19 protein-coding genes and 1 pseudogene are annotated in these 21399 nt (G+C 59.9%); 12 read left to right on the top strand and 8 right to left on the bottom strand.

The window, feature by feature from the left end; all coding sequences use genetic code 11:
• Positions 1-73: 73 nt before the first annotated feature.
• A complete protein-coding gene (gene speB, locus KDX39_RS03020) occupies positions 74-1033 on the bottom strand; it encodes an agmatinase (protein WP_210041475.1) in 960 nt (319 codons plus the stop codon).
• A 213-nt stretch (positions 1034-1246) separates the two neighbouring features.
• Between speB and KDX39_RS03015 the strand changes: the two genes are divergently transcribed.
• Positions 1247-2131, top strand: coding sequence for a LysR family transcriptional regulator (locus KDX39_RS03015; protein ID WP_099230710.1), 885 nt, complete (start codon positions 1247-1249; stop codon positions 2129-2131).
• A 3-nt stretch (positions 2132-2134) separates the two neighbouring features.
• Here the strand turns inward: KDX39_RS03015 and KDX39_RS03010 are convergent, their stop codons facing one another.
• On the bottom strand, positions 2135-3427 hold the full coding sequence (locus tag KDX39_RS03010; RefSeq protein ID WP_231659322.1) for an NTP/NDP exchange transporter: 1293 nt from the start codon (positions 3425-3427) through the stop codon (positions 2135-2137).
• 307 nt (positions 3428-3734) lie between these two features.
• Here KDX39_RS03010 and KDX39_RS03005 point away from each other — a divergent pair, with 307 nt between their 5' ends.
• From KDX39_RS03005 to KDX39_RS02995, 3 genes and pseudogenes are all read left to right on the top strand, one after another.
• Positions 3735-4934 carry an MFS transporter gene (locus KDX39_RS03005; protein ID WP_231659321.1) on the top strand — a complete coding sequence of 400 codons (1200 nt, stop codon included), beginning with the start codon at positions 3735-3737 and terminating at the stop codon, positions 4932-4934.
• 254 nt (positions 4935-5188) lie between these two features.
• Positions 5189-6376 carry an MFS transporter gene (locus KDX39_RS03000; protein WP_231659320.1) on the top strand — a complete coding sequence of 396 codons (1188 nt, stop codon included), beginning with the start codon at positions 5189-5191 and terminating at the stop codon, positions 6374-6376.
• A gap of 70 nt (positions 6377-6446) precedes the next feature.
• Positions 6447-7043: pseudogene (locus tag KDX39_RS02995) on the top strand (pectate lyase); the annotation flags it as partial.
• 146 nt (positions 7044-7189) lie between these two features.
• Here the strand turns inward: KDX39_RS02995 and KDX39_RS02990 are convergent.
• The 3 genes from KDX39_RS02990 to KDX39_RS02980 are packed head-to-tail and all read right to left on the bottom strand — an operon-like array spanning position 7190 to position 10507.
• Positions 7190-8665, bottom strand: a complete 1476-nt coding sequence (locus KDX39_RS02990; RefSeq protein ID WP_231659319.1) for an FGGY family carbohydrate kinase — start codon at positions 8663-8665, stop codon at positions 7190-7192.
• Between the two features lie 59 nt (positions 8666-8724).
• Positions 8725-9681: a transketolase family protein gene (locus KDX39_RS02985; protein WP_231659318.1), complete on the bottom strand. Its 957-nt coding sequence runs from the start codon at positions 9679-9681 to the stop codon at positions 8725-8727.
• Complete coding sequence (locus tag KDX39_RS02980; RefSeq protein ID WP_231659317.1) at positions 9671-10507, bottom strand: transketolase; 837 nt, start codon at positions 10505-10507, stop codon at positions 9671-9673. The genes KDX39_RS02985 and KDX39_RS02980 overlap by 11 nt, the downstream gene beginning before the upstream one ends.
• A 275-nt stretch (positions 10508-10782) precedes the next feature.
• On the opposite strand from KDX39_RS02980, the gene KDX39_RS02975 reads away from it, so the two are divergent.
• The 8 genes from KDX39_RS02975 (at position 10783) to KDX39_RS02940 (ending at position 19109) form a co-directional block, all read left to right on the top strand.
• On the top strand, positions 10783-11778 hold the full coding sequence (locus KDX39_RS02975) for an ABC transporter permease (protein ID WP_442964520.1): 996 nt from the start codon (positions 10783-10785) through the stop codon (positions 11776-11778).
• Between the two features lie 66 nt (positions 11779-11844).
• Positions 11845-12777 carry a sugar ABC transporter substrate-binding protein gene (locus tag KDX39_RS02970; protein ID WP_099230679.1) on the top strand — a complete coding sequence of 311 codons (933 nt, stop codon included), beginning with the start codon at positions 11845-11847 and terminating at the stop codon, positions 12775-12777.
• A gap of 53 nt (positions 12778-12830) precedes the next feature.
• Positions 12831-14342, top strand: coding sequence for a sugar ABC transporter ATP-binding protein (locus KDX39_RS02965; protein ID WP_231659316.1), 1512 nt, complete (start codon positions 12831-12833; stop codon positions 14340-14342).
• A 10-nt stretch (positions 14343-14352) separates the two neighbouring features.
• On the top strand, positions 14353-15117 hold the full coding sequence (locus KDX39_RS02960; protein WP_231659315.1) for an SDR family oxidoreductase: 765 nt from the start codon (positions 14353-14355) through the stop codon (positions 15115-15117).
• Between the two features lie 57 nt (positions 15118-15174).
• Positions 15175-15978 carry an SDR family oxidoreductase gene (locus KDX39_RS02955; protein WP_184322744.1) on the top strand — a complete coding sequence of 268 codons (804 nt, stop codon included), beginning with the start codon at positions 15175-15177 and terminating at the stop codon, positions 15976-15978.
• Between the two features lie 74 nt (positions 15979-16052).
• The gene (locus tag KDX39_RS02950) at positions 16053-17000 is read left to right on the top strand and encodes a sugar-binding transcriptional regulator (RefSeq protein ID WP_099230671.1); all 948 of its coding nucleotides are present in this window, start codon (positions 16053-16055) and stop codon (positions 16998-17000) included.
• A gap of 318 nt (positions 17001-17318) precedes the next feature.
• A complete protein-coding gene (locus KDX39_RS02945; RefSeq protein ID WP_231659356.1) occupies positions 17319-18545 on the top strand; it encodes a pectate lyase family protein in 1227 nt (408 codons plus the stop codon).
• Positions 18546-18671: 126 nt separating this feature from the next.
• Positions 18672-19109 (top strand): response regulator, encoded by a 438-nt coding sequence (locus tag KDX39_RS02940; RefSeq protein WP_099230667.1) that lies wholly within the window; start codon positions 18672-18674, stop codon positions 19107-19109.
• Positions 19110-19183: 74 nt separating this feature from the next.
• Here KDX39_RS02940 and KDX39_RS02935 read toward each other — a convergent pair whose 3' ends face one another.
• The 3 genes from KDX39_RS02935 to KDX39_RS02925 are packed head-to-tail and all read right to left on the bottom strand — an operon-like array spanning position 19184 to position 21395.
• Positions 19184-19834: an RraA family protein gene (locus KDX39_RS02935; protein ID WP_231659314.1), complete on the bottom strand. Its 651-nt coding sequence runs from the start codon at positions 19832-19834 to the stop codon at positions 19184-19186.
• Positions 19831-20607: an IucA/IucC family C-terminal-domain containing protein gene (locus tag KDX39_RS02930; protein ID WP_231659313.1), complete on the bottom strand. Its 777-nt coding sequence runs from the start codon at positions 20605-20607 to the stop codon at positions 19831-19833. Before KDX39_RS02930 ends, KDX39_RS02935 begins: the two co-directional genes overlap by 4 nt.
• Positions 20604-21395 (bottom strand): ABC transporter ATP-binding protein, encoded by a 792-nt coding sequence (locus KDX39_RS02925; protein ID WP_099230663.1) that lies wholly within the window; start codon positions 21393-21395, stop codon positions 20604-20606. Before KDX39_RS02925 ends, KDX39_RS02930 begins: the two co-directional genes overlap by 4 nt.
• Positions 21396-21399 lie beyond the last annotated feature (4 nt).

Here is a 21399-nt window from a genome sequence, read left to right as displayed (position 1 = left end):
TTATGGCCGCCCGTTAACCCCGGACGGAGGGTCGATCTGTTTATTCTTCGGTCACAACGGGGCTCAACGGCGCTCAACGGCGCTCTACGCCCGGCAGCACGCACAGCATTTCGTACAGCAGGTTGGCGCCCAGCAATGAGGTGTTGCCGGTGGTGTCATAGGGCGGCGACACTTCCACCAGATCGCAACCGATCAGGTCCAGGCCGTGGCAGCCACGAATGATCTCAAGGGCTTGAATGGTGGTAAGGCCGCCCACTTCCGGAGTACCGGTGCCGGGTGCCCATGCGGGATCGATGCCATCAATGTCGAACGACAGATACACCGGCCCGCCGCCGACTTTTTCGCGTACTTCAGCCATCAACGGTGCAAGTGACTGGTGCCAGCACTCCTCGGCCTGCACCACACGGAAGCCCTGTTTGCGGCTCCAGTTGAAATCCTCTGCGGTGTAACCCTGGGCACGCAGACCTATCTGCACCACACGCTCGCTGTCGAGCAGGCCTTCTTCCTGCGCGCGGCGGAAGGTCGTGCCATGGGCGATTTTCTCGCCAAACATGTGATCGTTGACGTCGGCGTGGGCATCGATGTGCACCAGCCCGACCTTGCCGTGTTTCTTGTGAATGGCGCGCAGGATCGGCAAGGTCAGGGTGTGATCGCCGCCCAGGGTCAGTGGAATGATGCCGTGGCCGAGAATGCGGTCGTACGCCTCTTCAATGATGCGCACGCTGTCCAGCAGGTTGAAGGTGTTGATCGCCACGTCACCGATATCGGCCACATTCAGCGAGTCGAAGGGTGCGGCGCCGGTGGCCATGTTGTACGGGCGGATCATCACTGACTCGGCGCGAATTCCGCGTGGTCCGAAACGCGTGCCGGGTCGCAGCGACGTGCCGACATCCAGCGGAATGCCGACAAAGGCAGCGTCCAGGCGGTCCAGTTCTTCCGGGGCTTGCACATGGGGCAGGCGCAGCATGGTGGCGATACCGCCGAAACGCGGCATCTCATTACCGCCCAGTGGCTGGTGGAAAGTCTTGTCCACGAAGGGCCTCACGTTGTTCCGATAAATGTGAGGCCATTCTGGTGACGGCCTGCGGCCAGAAGAATCGCTGCCAGCAAATACTTAGTTCAGAGATTTCAAAACTATTGGCGATTGTCGTCGGCCGGTTTTGAGAGGCATGATGTGCGCCGCACACGGCGGCTGACGTATGTAACAAACTCAGCCGCGCAATCAACGACTGCCCACGGAGCGCCCATGTCCTCTGCCCTGCCCGACCTGAAACTGCTGCGCATCTTCGCCAGCGTGGTGCGCCATCAAGGGTTTGCGGCAGCGCAGCAGGAGCTCAATCTTTCCACGTCGGCGATCAGCACTTACATGAGTCAGCTCGAAACCCATGTGGGCCTGGTGCTCTGCCACAGGGGGCGTGGCGGTTTCAACCTGACCAGTAAAGGTGAGCTTTTCCATCAGGAGACGCTGCGACTTCTGGCAGAGCTTGAAGGGTTCGAACGTTACAGCGCGGCGCTCAAGGGCGAACTGCGCGGCACGCTGAATCTGGGTGTGCTGGACTCCACGGTCAGCGATCCGGCGTTGCCACTGGCCGAGGTCATCGGTGCCTACAGCAAGGAGCACCCGGCGGTTCACCTGCACCTTTCGGTGCTCAGCCCCGCGCAACTGCAACTGGGTGTGCTGGAAAACCGCGTGGACCTGGCCATCGGCTCCTTCTCGACTCGCATGAATGGTCTGATGTACCAGGCGCTGTACCGCGAGCAGCACTGGCTGTACTGCAGTGACCGACACGAGTTGTTCGAGCAGCGGCGTATCCCGGCAGAAGTCATCACCCAGCAGCGCATGGTCGGGCGTGGTTACTGGAGCCAGGCCGAACTGGCTCGTCACGGCTTCAAGGACAGCGCAGCGACCGTGGAGTCGATGGAAGCGCAGTTGATTCTGGTGTTGTCCGGCGCCTACATAGGCTATCTGCCAGAGCACTACGCGCAGTTCTGGGTGGACCAGAAGCGTCTGAAAGTGTTGTTGCCCACCACATTCGGTCATCAGGCACCCTTTTCACTGGCACTGCGACGCGGGCGTGCGAAAGAGCCTCTGATTCAGAGTTTCAGGGACAGGCTGAAAACCTGGTTCTAGCGGCTACTTCTCCGGATCAGCATTACGCAGCCCCTCAGACGCATCCGCCTTGTGTTTCTGACGTTTGGCGAGCCACAGGCATAACCCGGCCCAACCTCCGGCAACGGGCAGAATCAGCATGGCGACCATGCCGAATCCCGCGCCCATTGCCGCCAGTCCCACTGACAGCCACCCGCTTATCGCGTCGCCACCGCGATACACCAGCGTTTCGATGACATTCTTGGCCTTGTACTTTTCTTCACGACTGACCACGGTCCAGAGCACTTCCCGCGCCGGGCGGACCACGGAAAATTCGACGGCACGGCGCAGCCCCTGCGCCAGCGCGACGGTGGTCGGCACAGGTGCCAGCGCCATGGCGGTGAACGCGACAACCGTCGCCAGCGGTAAGGCGATCAGCGCGCCACCGACGCCAATCATGCGGATCAAGGGGCCTGTCAGCAAAAGCTGGAACGTCAGGGTCAGCACCGACACAATCAGATCGACGATGGCGAAGAACCGGGTCCTGCTGGCCACGTCCGAATAGCTGTCCGCGACGATACGGCCCTGCTCGAAGTACAGAAAGGTCGCGGCGGTGGTGTGCAGAAGCATGAACAGCACCAGCCCCAGCAGGTAGGGCGAGCGTGAGATTAGCGTGATGCCGGCAAGCATGCTGCCGCCCATACGGTGATCCACTTTCGAAGGATCAGCAGAGTGCGCCTCGGTACGAGCCAAAAGCGCTCGATGACAGCGAACCGCCAGTTCCAGCAGCACCGCGGCAGCCAAGGTCAATGCAATCGGCCCCAGCCGGGCCGCCAGGGTCGCTGCCAGCAACGGTCCCATGAAGGTTCCCAGTGTGCCGCCAGCGGCGACAAAGCCGAACAGCCGCTCGCCCTGCTCACTGGAAAACCGGTCAACCAGCACGCTCCAGAAGATCGACACGATGAACAGGTTGTACACGCTGATCCAGACGAAGAACACATTGCCGACCTGCACAGGCGCAACCCGGTTTGCGATCAGGACGCCGAACAGGATCATCGTCATTGCGATCCCTCGGTAGATCAGCGGCACGAAACGTCGGGGCGGCAGCCGCGAAACCAGCGCACCGAACAGCGGGACCATCAGCAGCATCACCACAAAAGTCGCGGTAAAGAGCCATTGAAGTTTGTCGGCGCCCCCTTCCAGCCCTAAAGCGTCGCGCAAGGGGCGCACCAGGTAATAGCTGGCCAGCACGCAGAAATGGAAGGCGAAACCGAGCAACAAGGCAGCTCGCTCGTCGGGCCGGACATTCGCCCATTTCAGCGCCGCTGCGCGAATCATGATCGGGTACCTCGAAGGGAAATCGTGGGCAAGAATCCGGCTCCATCAGGTTAATGCATCGTCATTCCTGTGTCGGCAAGCAGTCCGCAGGGCGCGGCGTTCCAGGGTTGGACCTGAACGGATCGCCTTCGATCGTCTGAGCACTTCTCCATTGATCAGAACGACGACGGCTCCCTGAGTGGTCAGGGTGGGCGAAAGCGAAAGCGAAAGCATTATGCCGAATGAATAACGATATGCCTGACGTTGATTTGACCATCCGGTCAACATTCCTTAGGGTAGCCGACCTTTTCCCAGGCCCGAGACGCTGATGACTACCCGCTCCAAACTGCCTTCAACCGTCTACCTGTTGGGTCTGACGATCTTTTCCCTGGTCACTGCCGAATTCATGGTGGCCGGGATGATGCCTGCGCTGGCCGAAGCGTTTTCCGTCAGTCTGGCGCAGGTCGGCAATCTGATTGCCTATTACGCGCTGGGTATGGCGCTGGGCGGTCCGCCGGTCACGGTGTTGCTGCTTTCACGGGGCATCAGCAACAAGCGAGCGCTGGTCTGGCTGCTGACGTGTTACGTGATCGCAGGCGCTGTTGCGGCAGCGGCTCCGAGTTATGCGGTGCTTGCCTTTGCACGCATCATCATGGGTGTTTCGAGTGCCGTGTGCATCGGTCTGTGCATGACGATCTGCGCAGGGCTGGTGGCGCCTGAAGGCCGCGGACGTGCTGTTTCAGTGGTGCTGGCCGGGTTGATGCTGTCTCCGGTGATCGGCGTGCCGATGACCACCTGGGTCGAACAGCATGTCGGCTGGCGTGCCAGTTCCTGGGCTGTGGTCGCGCTGGCGATGCTGTGTACGGTCCTGGCGACGCGCCGCCTGCCAGCCATTCAAAAAGGTGGCGAACCGCCCCTCAGTCAGCAATGGGCGGGCTTGAAAAACCCCAGGCTCTGGGGTGCCTACATCACCAGTGGCCTGATCATCGGTGGCACCTTCGCGGCGTTCAGCTACTGCACGCCGATCCTGATTCATGAAGTCGGCATCACGCCCACGCTGGTCGCGCCTGTGCTCGCTATCTACGGCGTTGCGAACCTGATGGGCAACATGATCGTGGGGCGTTTCGCGGATCGCCACACGCTCCCTGCCCTGGCCTGGGGCCTTGCGCTGATGGTGCTGGCACTGGGTGGCTTCGCGCTGGCGGGCGATCATCTGTGGCTGAATCTGGGCTGTTTCTTCGCTCTGGGTCTGACGGGCGTCGCGTTGAACCCGGCAATGGTTGCACGGGTGATGAAAGCGGCCGAACCGGCGGCCATGGTCAACATTCTGCACACCTCGGTGATCACTGCGGGCCTGGCGTTCGGCAGTTGGGCTGGCGGTGCCGTGATAGACGCCGGGTATGGTTTGCGTTCGCCGCTCTGGGTTGGTGCCGCAATGGCGCTGGTGGGCCTGGTCAGTCTGCTGCCTGCGATGAAGTCCATGAAACGTGAACACGCTGCGCCAGAAGCCGCTGAATGCGTTTCATAACAGGCATTGCCTGAATAATGTGATCATCATTAAAGGCATGAAGGGGGCGTTTGCCTGTCTTGCTCTTGGGTGTTCCCCAGTCCTTTTGAGATCGCTTGTAGGAGGCTTCCGTATCTAACGTCGAATCATTCCTTTTGCACGCTGTTGCCGATTTAGCCGGAACTCTCCCGTCAAACTCTGTTCTAGAGCCCTTCGCCGATGCTCAGTCAGCACCGGCGTTTTTGGTTTGGTAATCCTTCAAAAGGGAGCGACGCATGTCGATTCAGCAAAAAACCGGGCACGTTCTGCCCGCGCGCGCCGCTGGCAAAATGGAAGCGGCCATGGCCGTAGGCAGCTTCGCCATCGGTACGGGCGAGTTCGCCATCATGGGCCTGATGCCTGATATAGCCACCAACCTGAACCTGAGCGAACCTCAGGTCGGTCATGCCATCAGCGCCTACGCACTTGGCGTGATGGTGGGCGCCCCGCTGCTGACAATTCTCGGCGCCAGGCTGTTGCGTAAAAACATGCTGTTGCTGCTGATGGCCCTCTACGCGATTGGCAACGTGGCCACGGCGTTCACACCGACCTTTGGCAGCCTGGTGGCGTTTCGTTTCATCAGCGGTCTGCCCCATGGGGCCTATTTCGGTATCGCTGCGGTCGTTGCGTCGAGCATGGTGCCCGACAATCAGCGGGCTGGAGCGGTGGCGCGGGTGATGATGGGCCTGACCCTGGCGATGTTGCTGGGCAACCCGATTGCGACGTTTCTTGGGCAGTTTTTCGGCTGGCGTTCCGCCTTCGCGCTGGTGGGCCTTATCGCCCTTTGTACGATCGCCCTGGTGTGGCAGTTCGTGCCGGACCGTCATGACGAGCCTCGCAGCGATCCGCGCAAGGAACTGGGTGCCTTCACCAGACCGCAGGTGTGGATGGCGCTTGCCATCGGCGCTGTCGGTTTTGCCGGGATGTTCTGCGTCTTCAGCTACCTGGCACCGACAATGCTCGAAGTGACGCGCGTGTCACCACAGTGGATTCCTTTCGGGCTGGCAGCCTTCGGTGTGGGCGGCATCATCGGCAACATTGCCGGTGGCAAGCTGTTCGACCGCATGCAGTTCAAGGCCGTTGGCGTCCTGCTGGTATGGTCGATGGCCGTCCTGCTGTTCTTCCCGTTCGCTGCCGGTTCGTTGTGGGGCGTACTGCCTGGCATGGCTCTGGTCGGCACCATGGTCGCGCTGGCCGCACCGCTGCAGATTCGTCTGATGGACATCGCTCACGAAGCGCCGAGTCTGGCGGCAGCCTCCAATCATGCGGCGTTCAACCTGGCCAACGCACTGGGCCCATGGTTCGGCGGCATGGCGATCACCGCAGGCCTTGGCTGGACCAGTACGGGTTACATCGGCGCTGGCTGTGCGCTGGCCGGTCTGGGTATCTACCTGATCGCGCGACGCATGAAAGGCGGTGAATAGAAACAGACGGCTGAACCGCAGCTTAAGAAGCGTCGAACAATACGCAGGCGATTCGTTGATTGTCGGATAGATGATCGTGACTGGCTTCGGCGCTGCGTCCCATGTGACGATATCCGATAACGAATTCGACGGCCGCACGCTCTAGTCCTCGACCTGCGATGGCCATCATTACTGGGTGTGGCTGTTCCTCGGCAGCCATGACACCTTGACGCTGGCCCGCAACTACGTGCACGACACCTCAGGCCGCGCGCCACATGCGGGTGGCATGCACGATGCTGCGGTCCTCGCTCAACTGGTCAATAACGTGTTTGCCCGCCTGACCTATCAAGGCGCAATCATGTCGCGCACAGCCTCCTCGCAATTGCTGGTCGAAGCGAACGGGTTCGAAAACGTGACACACCCCATGTTCAACGATGCTCAGCAACCCGGCACCGGGTTTGCCCTGTTCTCCTCCTCTGCGGCTGAATCTGCCAATGACGAATGCCAGCGCACGATTGGCAGAGCATGCGTCGCCAATCTGCAACAACTGAGCGGCGATGACTATCGCCCGCAGGACGACGCGGTACTTGAAGCGTTCGCACCCTACCGCCAGTACCTTGTAACGCCCTTGCCTGCGGATGTGGCAGTGGCGCAAGTGCCCCTGCACGCGGGTGCGGGCAAGGACTGATCCTGATTCGAAATGCCATGAGTACGTCTGATGCGACGCTTGGCCTGGATGCCGTGCTGCGCCTGCTGCTGTCTGGTCGTGTATGACAGCATGCAGTTGATCGAATAGATGATGCTGAGCGTCTGCTCTGAAGCGTCAGCACTGGCTCATTGCATTACCGTGCGCTGCAACGCCTGTTTCCATTGCGAATACAGCGAAGGCACCGCATTGCGCCGGGGTGCGTATCGTTGCCGAGGGCGTTCGAGACTTGCCAGCGCGTCTTCATCCGGCCACCAGCCAAGCGCGAAACCTGCGAGGTGCGCAGCGCCGATGGCGGATACTTCCGGCGACAGGCTGCGGATCACCGGGCGTTGCAACAGGTCTGCCTGAAATTGCATCAGCCATTCATTGCGGGTGGCACCGCCATCGACCCACAGCTCACCCAGCGGGCCTGAACTGTCCTGCTCCATCGCCTCGAAAACGTCGCGAATCTGGTAGGCAATGGCCTCAAGCGTAGCGCGCAGGATATGAGCGCGAGTGGAGGCTTCAGTCAGCCCGCAGATCAGTCCGCGAGCCTGAGAGTTCCAATGAGGCGCACCGAGTCCGCCGAGTGCAGGGACGAAATACACGCCGCCGTTGTCCGGTAAAGCTGCGGCCTCGGCAGCCAGCGCATCAATGTTGTCCGCAGCACCCAGCAGGCGTGCGGCCCAGTTCACTGCGCCGCCGGTATGCACGATATTCCCTTCCAGTGCATACGTCGGCGCTCCGGTTTGCCAGGCAACCGTTGTGGCCAGCCCTGCACTTGAGCCCACCAGCCTTGTGGTCGGGGTCATGAGCGAGGAGCCCGTGCCCAGCGTGGCTTTCACCAGACCGGGAGTGAATCCGCCCTGACCGAAGAGCGCGGCGTGAGAGTCACCGATCATCGACATGATCGCGATACCCGCAGGCAACACCCCATGCGCTACGGTCTCGCCGAATAGGCCCGCACTGGGGCGGATTTCAGGCAGTGCTGTAAGAGGGATATTGAAAACCTCCGTCAACGCAGTGCTCCACTGGCAGGTACGCAGGTCCATCAGTTGCGTTCGCGCCGCATTGGACGCGTCTGTGGCGAAGACCTTTCCACCTGTCAGTTGCCACAACAGCCACGTGTCTACGGTACCCAGGCACAACTCGCCATTCGCCGCCCTCGCCTGCCCCTCCGGCAGATGATCGAGAATCCAGCGCATCTTGCCTGCTGAAAACATCGGGTCCAGCGCCAGCCCACTGGTCGAACGAATCAGTTCGGCGTGGCCTTGCCGGGCCAGTTGCTCACAGAAATCATCGGAGCGGCGACACTGCCAACTGATCAGAGGCGAGACAGGCTGGCCGGTTTTTCTGTCCCAGGCCAACACCGACTCACGCTGGTTGCTGATGGCGATGGCGGCAAGCGGGGCCGTAGTCAAAGTCATGCAGTTTTCGATGGCGGCGAGCATGGCGCGCCAGATCGCGGCCGGATCCTGCTCCGCGTAGCCGGGCCGGGGATGGGAAACGTTCAATGGCTGCAATGCGCGAGCAACCACTTTGCCGCTGCGATCAACAAGGATCGCCTTGGCATTGGTGGTGCCTTCGTCCAGCGCCAGAATCAGAGGGTCATGGGAGGCCATCGTCTGCTTCCTGTTGTTATTGTTGTTTTGTGTCTTGATGAGCGGACAAGAGGTTCAGCTTATTGCAACAGTGCGTTCGCCGCCGCAACAATCCCGTCCGCATCGATCTGGTGTCTGGCACGTGTCGGCGAGCGGCCGCCGGCCGAGGCATATTCGCCGTCCTGAATGCCCAGTCTGACGAGCGTAATGCCCTGCCCCGCTTCAGCCAGTACTTCCGCCACGATGCTGCCCGCACCGCCATTGACGTTGTGTTCTTCCACCGACACTACCGCGCGGGTGGCGCACAAGGCTTGAAGCAAGGCATCACGCCGCAGCGGTCGGATGGAAGACAGGTTGATGACCTGCGCGCTGATTCCCGCTGTTTCAAGGCGAACTGCCGCTTCAACGGCTTCATGAACCACCGAACCCAGCGCGACGATGCTGACGTCGTGTCCTGTTTTCAAGATGTCGACCTGGCCAGGCACAAACCGGTAGTCGGCCCCGTGCACGGCGGGCAGCGCTTTGCCGTCCAGCCGGATGTAGACCGGGCCGTCATAGGCGATGGCGTAGTCGACGATCTGCCTGCATTCCTCGCCATCGGCCGGAGCAAAAATCTGCACGTTCCCGAAACCGCGCATGACCGATATGTCATCGATGCTGTGGTGCGTGCTCGCAAGCGGGCCGTAGCTGGTGCCTGCGTTGAGGCCGAACATTTTGACGTTCGAGCGGTTATAGCAGACGTCCACCTTCACCTGTTCATTGGCGCGAGAAATCAGGAACGGCGCAGCGTTACACGTTACGGCGACCTTTCCTGACAAGCCCAGGCCTGCCGCAACGCCCACCAGGGTCTGCTCGGCAATGCCGACGTTTACCAACCGGTCGGGAAAGCGCTTCATGAACGGGCCGATCTTGGCGGTCGATGTCGAATCGCTGACCACCGGGATCAGGTCTACACCGTTGTCCACGGCATTGATAAAGGCCTCGACCATGACCGAGGCCAGATGCGCTTCAGGCGCCACAGTGTGTTCAGTGGACATGATCAAGCTCCTTCAATGCGGCCTCTATTTCGTCACCCTTGGGAACGCGGTGATGCCATTCGGGTTTATCTTCGATGAACGAAACGCCCTTACCCTTCACCGTGTTGGCAATCAGAACCTTGGGGCCTCCGGATTGCTGCAGCATGGCTTCCAGCGTCTGGACCAGTTGGGTGACATCGTTGCCATCACATTCGCTGACCTGAAAACCGAAGGCGCGCCATTTGTCCGGCAAGGGTTCCAGAGGAAGAATTTCTGCAGTTCGGCCGGCGAGCTGCAGTTGGTTGTGATCGACGATCACGATCAGGTTGTCCAGCTGATACTTGGCGGCCGTCAATGCCGCCTCCCAGTTGGAACCCTCACCCAGTTCGCCATCCCCGGTCAGCACGAAGACATGCTTGCGGCTGCCGGACTTCTTGGCAGCGATGGCAATGCCGCAGGCCACCGGCAAACCGTGGCCCAGAGCGCCGGTGTTCAATTCGATGCCCGGGGTTTTCTGGCGCACCGGATGTCCCGGCAGGTGTGAGTCGAAATGCTGGTAAGTGTCCAGCCAATCGGCAGGGAAATACCCCGCTTCAGCCAGGCAGCAGTAAAGACCACCGACGCCGTGCCCCTTGCTCTGGATGTAGATATCACGGTCCGGGTCGCTGAGCGTGTCGGGCGATACGTTGAGCAACCGGAAGTACAGCGTTGCGAGGATATCGGCCTCAGACAGGTCAGCACCGGTGTGTCCCCCGGCTGGCGACTCGGCGTTCAACTTGATTATCCTGCGTCGGATGGCCTGGGCTGTCGCACGGATCTGCGGTACTTCATAGCGGAATGGATTCATCTCGATCCCCTGGTTGTGACCTGGACGCAAACCGGAAAATCGAGGCTGCGTCATTCTCGAATAATTATTCATGTATGAGAATATATTTGTATTTAGAGCCTAATCCGTTCGCCCGTCAATCCCTTCCGTCGGCCTTCGGGCCGACCTGCCACACATCCTCAAGGCGAAGAAAGCGCTTGACATCCAAGAGCCACAGCGGGAGTCTGATTTAAAAATCACGTACGAATAATTATTCCTGCGTGCCAAATAACAACAACAAAACCCAGGAGAAGCCCGTGGACGTGAAAGCCCCGATTGGCTCGATCCCACCTAAACCCCTTACCCGTCTGGCACTGCGCCTGCCTCAGAACGTGGGCGGTCCTCTGATCGGTCTTGCGCTTCTGATCCTGGCGTTTTCCTTCACCTCCGAATATTTCTTCTCGGTCCGCAATGCGCTCAACATCCTTGATCAGGTGACTGTGCTGGGCATTCTCGCCATCGGCATGACGGCGGTGATTGTCATCGGCGGGATCGACCTGTCGGTCGGGTCAGTGCTGGCGTTTTCGATGATGCTGCTGGGCTGGCTTTATCAGGACATGGGCATGCCGATGGGCTTTGCCATACCGCTGGCGATCCTCGGTGGCATGGTCTGCGGTCTGATCTCCGGGACGCTGATCGCCAAGGCCCGGCTGCCCGCCTTCATCGCCACGCTGACCATGATGTCGGTTGCCCGCGGGATGGCGAATATCCTCACGGACGGACGTCAGATTGTGGGTTTCCCCGACTGGTTTACCAGCCTCGCCACACAGCGTCACTTTGGCTTTCTGTCTGCGACCGTGGCGCTGTTTCTGGTAATGCTGGCCGTGGCCTGGATTTATCTGCGCTTCCGGGCGGGCGGCCGCGGTCTCTATGCCATCGGCGGCAGCGCGGAAGTGGCGCGCCTGTCAGGCATCAAGGTCAAGAAAATCACCCTGTGGATCTATGCATTGAGTGGCGCACTCGCAGGGCTTGCAGCCGTGGCCATGGCCGCACGGCTTGATTCTTCACAACCGAGTGCCGGGCTTACGCTGGAACTCGATGCCATCGCCGCGGTGGTCATTGGCGGCGCCAGCCTGAGTGGCGGTGTCGGCAGCATCGGCGGCACGCTGGTGGGTGTGCTGATCATTGGCGTACTGCGCAACGGCCTGAACCTGCTGGGCGTCTCGCCGTTCGTGCAACAGGTGGTGATCGGCGTGGTTATTGCGCTTGCAGTGACGCTGGACACGCTTCGCCGCCGAGCAGGCCAGCGTTGATTTTGAATTCTTTTGCGATTTCTGTTCCCTGACCGCAGTACACAACAAAAACAATGGAGAACCGCTATGTTCGCGCCAAAAAAGCTGTTGCTGGGCAGTCTGTTCGCAGCTGTCACCCTTGCCACGACAGGCCAGGCCTGGGCTGAAAACCTCACCGTCGGCCTGGCTGTCGCCAACCTGCAGGCTGACTTCTTCAACCAGATCAAACAGTCGGTCGAAGCCGCAGGCAAGGAAAAAGGCATCAAGGTGATCACGGTCGATGCACAAGGCAACTCGGCTACTCAGGTGAGTCAGGTTCAGGACCTGATCACACGCAAGATCGACGCCCTCATTTATATTCCGGCGGGCGCCACCGCCGCCGGGGTTCCGGTCAAGGCAGCCAAGGCCGCAGGCATTCCGGTCATCGCTGTGGATCGCAACGCGCCCGACGCACCGGGTGACACCTTCATCGCCAGCGACAGCGTTGCAGCAGCCCGCACGCTGGCTGAATACGTGGGCAAGGTGACCGGCGGCAAAGGCCGGGTTGCCATTCTTCAGGGGCAGATCGGCACCTCGCCGGAAAACGATCGTGCCAAAGGCTTCTCCGAAGGCCTCGCGAAATTCCCCGGCCTGAAAGTCGTCGCCGAACAACCGGCCGAATGGGCGCAGGACCGTGGTTTTGCCGTCGCTCAGGACATGCTCCAGCGCGACCCGAACATCACGGTGTTCTTCGGTAGAGCCGACGCCATGGCATTGGGCGCGGCGCAGGCGGTGAAGGTCGCCAATCTGGAGCAGCCGGTGACCATTGTGGGCTTCGACGGTGACGTTGCAGGCCTCAAAGCGGTCGCCAACGGCACACTCTCGGCCACCATGACCCAGCAAGCACAGAAGATGGGCCGACTGGCGCTTGACTCGGCCATCGCGCTCAAGGAAGGCAAAACCGTTCCCAAGGAACAATTGCAGGAAGCGATTCTGACGACCAAGGAAAACGTGGCGCCATTCATCGCCAACCATCCTTGATCCGCCAGCACCTCTTGAGGTGTTGATCAATCCAGTAATGCCCGGGAGATTCCATGTCTGCCACCGCAATAGATCAATCGCAGCCTGCACCAAGGCTCAGCCTGCGCAACATCGGCAAGAAGTACGCGGACATCGAGGTGCTCGCCAATATCGACGTTGATATCTACCCGGGCGAAGTGCTTGCCTTGCTCGGTGAGAATGGCGCGGGCAAATCCACGCTGTCTTCGATCATCGCCGGTCTCGTCCCGCCCGAGGCTGGCGGCTCGATGATCTGGCAAGGCGAGGCCTACACGCCCGCCTCTCCCGGTGCAGCGCTGGATTCAGGTATCGGGCTCATCCACCAGGAAATCCGTCTGCTACCGGAGCTGTCGATTGCCGAAAACATGTTTGTGGGCCGCCTGCCGACCCGATTCGGACGTGTCGACAGAGCCTTGATGGAAGCTGAAGCGCAAAAGCAGCTGGATCGTCTTGGCCTGAAAGTCTCGGCGACCCGAAAGGTTGCGGGTTTGAGCGTGGCGGCACAGCAACTGGTCGAGATCGCCAAGGCATTGACCCTCAAGGCCAGTCTGCTGATTCTCGACGAACCCACGGCAGCGCTGGGCGGCGAGGAAACCGAAAAACTCTTCGCCCAGGTCGAACGCCTGAAAGCCGAGGGCGTGTCCTTCATCTATATCAGCCATCGAATGGAAGAAATCGCCAGAGTTGCAGACCGGATACTCGTCTTGCGCGATGGTCGGCAGGTTGCTGTCCACGCGACGGCGCAGGTGCCGGTCAGGCAACTGGTCGCGGAAATGGTCGGCCGCAGTGTGGACCGGATCTTCCCTGCGATGAAGCCGGCCCAGTCAGAGGTCGTGCTGACGGTCAAGGATCTCAAGTGCCGGGAAATGGAGTTTCACGATATAGACTTCTCGGTCTACAAAGGTGAGGTGTTTGGCATCGCAGGCGTTGTCGGGGCTGGCAGGACCGAGCTGGTCAGGGCCATTGCGGGCGCGGCAGAGCGCATCACCGGTACGCTGATTCTCGACAATCATCCCCAACGCTTCGCTTCACCGCACGAAGCCATTCAGGCCGGGATCGTTCTGGTGCCGGAAGATCGCAAACAGCAAGGTGTGGTTGTGGACCATGCCATCGAAGAAAACCTGATCTACGGCAATACCGACCTGCTCCCCGGACAGGGTTGGATTTCTCCGTCCGGCTTGAGGGAGTTCGCGCAGCAGGCTGTCTCGAGGATGGGCGTCAAGGGCCTGCCGGAACAGACGATTTCCTGCCTGTCCGGCGGCAATCAGCAAAAAGTGATCATCGCCAAGTGGCTCGCCCGTAACCCCAAGGTGTTCATCCTCGATGAGCCGACCCGAGGCATCGATGTCGGCGCCCGTGCAGCGATTTATGAAGTCATTGCCGAACTGGCTGCCAACGGCATGGCGGTGATTGTGGTGAGTTCCGATCTGGATGAGGTGCTGGGTCTGGCCAGCCGGGTCATGGTCATGAGCCGGGGTCGCCAGATGGGCATCCTGAACAAAGAAAACGCCACGCCTGTGGCGGTCATGGAACTGGCGACAGCCTAGGAGTCGATTTATGCGTCTGTTTGATTTGAGTGGACAAACCGCCTTCGTCACCGGTGCCGGCAGCGGCATCGGTCAGGCCATCGCGATCGGGCTGGCTGAAGCCGGTGCACATGTCGCCTGCTTCGACCTGCCCGGCAGTCGGGACATGTCCAGCACTCTCGAGGGCATCCAGCGCCATGGCCGCAAGGCATTGGCACTGGAAGGCTCGGTCACGTCCCCTGAAGAGCTGGAAGCCGCAGTTGCCCGTACGGAACAGGATCTGGGAGCGCTCAGCCTGGCGGTCAACGCCGCAGGGATCGCCAATGCCCAGCCCGCAGAAGCGCTGGAGTTGAGCCGCTGGCAGCAGATGCTCGACGTCAACCTGACCGGCATCATGCTCAGCTGTCAGGCACAGGCCCGCGTCATGCTGCCGCGCCAACGAGGGTCGATCATCAACATAGCGTCGATGTCCGGGATTATCGTCAATCGTGGCCTGTTGCAAGCTCACTACAACACCTCGAAAGCGGGCGTTATCCACCTGTCGAAAAGCCTGGCGATGGAATGGGCGCAGCGTGGGGTGCGAGTCAACAGCATCAGTCCCGGCTACACCGCAACCCCCATGAATACTCGGCCGGAGGTTGCCGATCAGGTGAAGATTTTCGAAGAGACCACGCCGCTGGGCCGCATGGCCACGGTCGACGAAATGGTCGGCCCCGCCATCTTTCTCTCCAGTCAGGCTGCGTCTTTCTGCACCGGCATCGACCTGGTTGTGGACGGCGGATTCGTCTGCTGGTGAGCGACAGCGCCTGAAACAGGCATCTCGAACTGAATCCACCCGCAAAGGAGCACGATCTTGAACAATAAACGCTTCGACGGAGTCACTGTGGTCATTACCGGCGCATGCCGGGGCATTGGTGAAGGTATTGCAGAGCGCTTCGCCAGAGAAGGCGCCAAACTGGTCATGGTGTCCAACGCCGATCGAGTCAATGAAACTGCCCGACGGATCGTCGAATTGACCGGCGCTGAAGTGTTGCCGGTGGTGGCCGACATCACCGACGAGCAGGCGGTGATCGACCTGTACGCCCAGGCACAGGCTCGCTTCGGCCGTGTCGACGTTTCAATACAGAACGCCGGGATCATCACTATCGATCATTTCGACCGCATGCCCCGTGCCGATTTCGACCGAGTGCTGCAGGTCAATACCACTGGCGTCTGGCTGTGCTGCCGCGAAGCCGCCAAACACATGATCAACAACGGGCGAGGGGGTCGACTCATCAACACCAGTTCGGGTCAGGGCCGCCAGGGCTTCATCTATACGCCCCACTACGCGGCCAGCAAAATGGGCGTGATCGGCATTACTCACAGTCTGGCCCATGAGCTGGCGCCTCACGGCATAACGGTCAATGCGTTCTGCCCCGGCATCATCGAAAGCGAAATGTGGGAGTACAACGACCGGGTCTGGGGGCAGATATTGTCGACGCCCGATAAAACCTACGGCACTGGCGAACTGATGGCCGAATGGGTCGCCGGCATCCCGATGAAACGCGCTGGAACGGCCCACGACGTTGCCGGACTGGTCACCTTTCTGGCCTCTGCGGACGCTGCCTACATCACCGGTCAGTCAATCAATGTCGATGGCGGTCTGATCATGTCCTGATCAAGCAAAGGGTTGCTTTTGCTTTGAGGCGAATTGCACCATAGTGCCTGCAAACTGGCTAAGTTGGATCCCGGATGAGAATGCTTGAGGAGCAGCGGCTCCTGACTAAGATTGCTTCGCTTTATTACGAAGACGGACTGAAGCAGTCCCAGATTTCACAGCAACTGGATCTGTCCCAATCGTTCGTGAGCCGGGCGCTCAGTCGCGCGTTGAAAGAGGGAATCGTCAAGATTTCGGTGCAGCGACCGGCGAATTTTCACCTCGACCTTGAGCGTGAGCTGCAACAACGCTATGGCGTCAGACAGGTGATCGTCGTCGAGCCGACCAGCGACGATGAAGACGCCCTTAAGCAGGCCATCGGCTCGGCGGCTGCGCACTACATTGAGACCACCATCACCGAGAAGGACAGAATCGGCATCAGTTCCTGGAGCTCGACCATTCGGGCGATGGTCGGCTACATGCACAGCTCCAAGCACAGCGCGGCAACTGAAGTGGTTCAACTGTTGGGTGGCGTGGGTAACAAGGGGGCTTTCGAGGCCACCCTGCTCACTCAGCAACTGGCAACGCTGCTGGGCTGCCCTTCCTACCTGCTGCCGTCACAGAGCATCGAACAGTCGGTCGACAGCCGCCACCGTATTCTGCAACTGGATGAAGTCAGGGAAGTCGTCGAACGCTTCTTCAACCTGACCGTTGCGATTGTCGGCATCGGCGAGCTCGAACCCTCAAAACTGCTGCGCAACAGCGGAAACTATCACGGTGAGCCGATGCTCAAGCTGTTGGCTGAACGCGGCGCTGTAGGTGATATCTGTCTGCGCTATTACGATGCAGACGGCAAGCCGGTGCTGCAGGACAGCGAGGAAGTCGTGGTTTCGGTGGACCTTGAGCAGCTTCTGAACATAGAACGGGTCATCGGCCTTGCCGGTGGCGAGCGAAAAGTGAACGCGATTCGCGGTGCGTTACGCGGCGGTTATCTGGATGTATTGATTACCGATCTTGCGACAGCTCGTTCACTGATCGGTTGATGCGTTTTGCCCGCTCAGGAAAAACGCTGGTTCTTCTCTCCCTGGCCGAAAGCACCAAGGCTTGCGGTTAAATAATTAGTCATTTGATCTTCTCCCGTCTTTCGGTGGAACCTCGCGAACCCGCCTGACCAACGGGCAACTCCCCATAAATGCTCATCGCTTCGATTCATGCAGGCGATGAGTGACGTTCGCCTGTCCAAAACCGTGGAATCAAACCGAATGAGATCGCCTGCACGCTGGAAAATATCGAGGGTTATCCCCGCACACAGCCTGTTTGGGTTGTTGGTTTCTGGACTGGTGACAGTCGGCGGACTTTCGATGCCCGAGCCGTCTTTCGCGGCAGACAGCCCGGAAGGGTTTGCCAAAAACGTTACAGGTGGTGGCGACGTAGCGCCTGTCCGCCCGACGACAATCGGCGAGCTTCGAAAGGCGCTGTGCGGTTCATATGATAACCACGGCCATTGTTCCGACGACACGCCGCGCGTCATCGAACTCGATCACGCGTTCGACTTCCGTGGCAGCGTGATAATCAACGGCAGTCCCACAACCACCGAGATGGGGTGCGAGGTCAACCCGTGCCCTGCCGGGGGCGGACAGCTGGCAATCAACGGTTTCAACGGATTCTGTCAAGACAGGAAATCGGCCAGCGTGACCTATGACAACGCCGGCATGACACGCCTCAATGTGGGTTCGAACAAAACGCTGATCGGGGTAGGCAGTCAGGCGGGCATCCAGGGCATCGCGCTGCACATCGGCGGCGGTGTTCACAACGTCATCGTTCGTAATCTGACGCTGTCTGATGTCAATCCGCAGACCGTCTGGGCGGGCGATGCCCTCATCATCGAAAATACCGACGGTGTGTGGATCAGCAACAACACGTTCGCACGCATCGGCAGGCAGATGATCGCAACCGGCTGGATGTCTGCCTCCCATATCACGATTTCAGACAACGAATTCGACGGGCGCACGCCCTATTCGGCGTCCTGCGACGGCCATCACTACTGGGTGTGGCTGTTTCTGGGCAATCCGGACACGCTGACCGTGGCCAGAAACTACGTGCACGATACGTCCGGTCGCGGGCCGCATGCCGGCGGTATGGCCAATGCCGACGTCACTGTGCAACTGGTCAATAACGTGTATTCCCAAGTGAGCTACCAAGGCGCAATCATGCCGCGGACCATTTACTCCCACCTGCTGGTGGAAGGTAATTATTTCGATCATGTCACGCACCCTTTCTACTTCGATGCGCATCAACCCGGCACTGCTTTTGCACTCTTCGCGCCAGGGACCGACGCCGAAAATGCAGCGTGTCAGGCCGCGATTGGCAGGCCGTGTGTGCCCAATCAGCAAGCGTTCAGTGGTAACGATTACCGCCCGGAAGATATCAATGCGCTTCAGGCTTTCAGCCAACACGCCGACTATCTGATTACGCCCTTGCCCGCAGACGTTGCGTTCAAACAAGTGCCCCAGACTGCTGGAGCAGGCAAGATCAGCGTGGCGAGCACGCAGGCTCAGATCGTACCCAGTGGCCCGGCCAGACAATGAGATAAGCTGATTTTCAGAAAAATATGAATTTTTCGTTCCCTGTTTTGCTCATATCAGCATGAGCAACGGTTCAATCCGACGTTGCAGTGTTTTTGAATGTGAAATGCAAGGCTGAGGGAACGAAAAATGGCTCAATCAGAGCAGTATGGGAAGCCTGCACAAGGGGAAGGTCTGGTGCTGGTCGTTGAAGACGAACAGACGATCCGTGACTTCGTCTGTGAAATCCTCGAGACGGACGTCGGACTGCGCACCAAGGCGGTGGAAAACGCCGACGAAGCGATGAAATACCTCCAGCAGAACACCAACAAGGTTGCCCTGCTACTGACGGATGTCCGTATGCCGGGCAGCATGGACGGCATCGCGCTGGCCAACCTGGTGGGCTCACAGTGGTCGCACATTCCGGTCGTGGTCATGTCCGGCCACGGCACGCCGGGCAGCGATCAATTGAAGGATGACGTGCTGTTCATCGCCAAGCCCTGGACCATCACCCAGTTGGTCAACGGCATCATGGACAGTCTGGGTGCAGAAGGCATCGCTCAGGTTTCCATGGATGATCCGAACTGAGCGCTTGCGTCGCCGTTGCGCGCAATGAAACCGGATTGCATTGCGCGTAGCCTTGGCGGTCTGGTTGCGTCTCGCTACACCGCGAAGCGTTTCGTGACGTTCATTCGCTTTTCAACCAGTCGACCCAGCAATTCATCACGGCGCGTTCGATCTGCCTGTTCTTTCGCCAGCAATCCAGGCAACAGTTCACCAGCCTGGTGTGCTGTCAGAATGAACACGCCGTCGTCGTCGCCAATCGCAATATCACCCGGCTGTACCGTGACCTCGCCGATTCTGACCGGCTGATTGAGCGCCCCACTCTGCCCGAGGCTGCGTGTGGTAACGGCACTGATCCCGCGACTGAATACGGGTAAACCATGCGCGCGTAACGCCGCGACATCCGTGACCGCACCCGACACCACCACACCTGCCAGCCCCTTGATCAGGCCCGCCAGCGTGCGCAGTTCGCCCCAGCAGGCGCAATGGTCATCACCTGTGCATTCGACGACCAGTACGTCGCCCGGCTCGCTGTTGATCAAAGCGTCACGCAAGATGCTGCCATCGGGCAGTTCCACTTTGACGGTGACGACATTGCCTGCCATGCGAGCACCTTCGAACAACGGCCTGATGCCAGGCAGATAACCGGATTCGGTCAAATGGCCGATGGTGGATGCTGAAATGTCCCGGTACTGATCAAGCACGTCGTGGCTGATGTGTTGCTGTCGCGGTGCGATTCGCTCATTCATCGGCATTTTTTTGGCCTCAATAACGGACAGGTCGAGCAGTACTCGACGGGATTGCTTGCGTCGTAATAAAAACAGCAGGTGCGTCGGAAGCGAATGGTCTGCCCGGACGGCAATGTCGTCGGTGGTCGCCTGAAATGCTTCAGCGGGTTGTAGTCCAGACCGAACAAGGACGGATCCGCGTGATTCAACAGCCAGTCGAAATCGGCTTCGTACCGAGTACGAATGACAGGATCGTCAACCTTGGCCATACGTTTCTCGTAAAGCGAATACACGCGAACGGCCGTGTTTTCCCACAGGATGCGTCGAGAAATACCGCTCACCCGATTGAATGTTTCCCAAAGCGGCTTCAGCAATCCGGCGAACAGGGTCCGAACGATCGATTCACGCCAGATTTCCCGCTCTCCGGACGCATAGCTAAAAGGAACAACGCTCAGCAGCGGCATGGATGAGGTCCAGAGGCCGTCGTCATGGGCGTATTCGACCAGGCTGTTGTCCAGCGACAGGCTGAGGCCTTTGTCGAAGACCGACATGGCGTACAGGCATGCGCCAGTGCTGAGAAAGGAGAACCGTTTGGCCAGCAAGGAGGCTGTGATCGCCCGCGTGGGAGAACCGATGACCGGCCCCAGTGCATCAAGCAACTCGCGGCACACAGCTTCGTCCAGCAAAGCGTGCGCAGGCAGTGACCGGGGATCACGAGCCTCAGCGGTCCTGAGCTGCAACGGTCCGCAGAGCAACGCCCATTCGGCTTCACTGAACACTTGCGCTGTGGTCATTGCGGCAGTTCCCGGCCGAAGGGAATGCACAGCGGCGTACCGAAAAACGGGTCGGGGATGATCCGGCAATTCAGGTCGAACACCTGTTTGACCAGCGTTTCGCTGAGGATGTCGGCAGGACGCCCCTGCGCAAACGCCGTGCGCTGGTGTACGGCAATCATGTGATCGGCGTAACGGCAGGCCAGATTCAGGTCGTGCAGGACCATGACGATGGTCTTGCCTTCCTGCCGGTTGAGGTCGCGCAGCAGGTCAAGCACTTCGATCTGATGAGCCAGGTCGAGAAAGGTGGTCGGCTCGTCCAACAGCACAAGATCGGTGTCCTGTGCCAGGGTCATGGCGATCCAGGCGCGCTGACGCTGGCCGCCCGACAAGGCGTCCACCGGGCGCTCGGCCAGCGCGTGCATGCCGGTCTGCATCAGTGCCTTTTCGACCATGGCCTCATCCTGAGCGGACCATTGCTGCATCCAGTTCTGGTACGGATAGCGGCCCAGCGCGACCAACTGGCGCACACTGATGCCTTCCGGCGCGCTGGGCATCTGCGGCAGGATCGCCAGTTCACGGGCCACGGTTGCCGTGGACTTGTGATGAATGTCAGCCCCGTTGAGCACCACACTGCCTGCCTGAGGTTTGAGCAGACGCGCCAGGGATTTGAGCAACGTGCTTTTGCCGCAACCGTTGCTGCCGATCAGCACCGTGACCTGCCCCGGAGGAAGCAGCAGGTCAAGGCTGTCGATGATGACCTGACCCTGATAGCTCAGGGTCAGGTCACGGGTTGCAATGGACGCCATCCAA

The organism is Pseudomonas sp. CDFA 610 (assembly GCF_021147865.1).
GTDB lineage: Bacteria > Pseudomonadota > Gammaproteobacteria > Pseudomonadales > Pseudomonadaceae > Aquipseudomonas > Aquipseudomonas alliivorans.
This window is presented reverse-complemented; position numbering and strand designations above follow the sequence as displayed.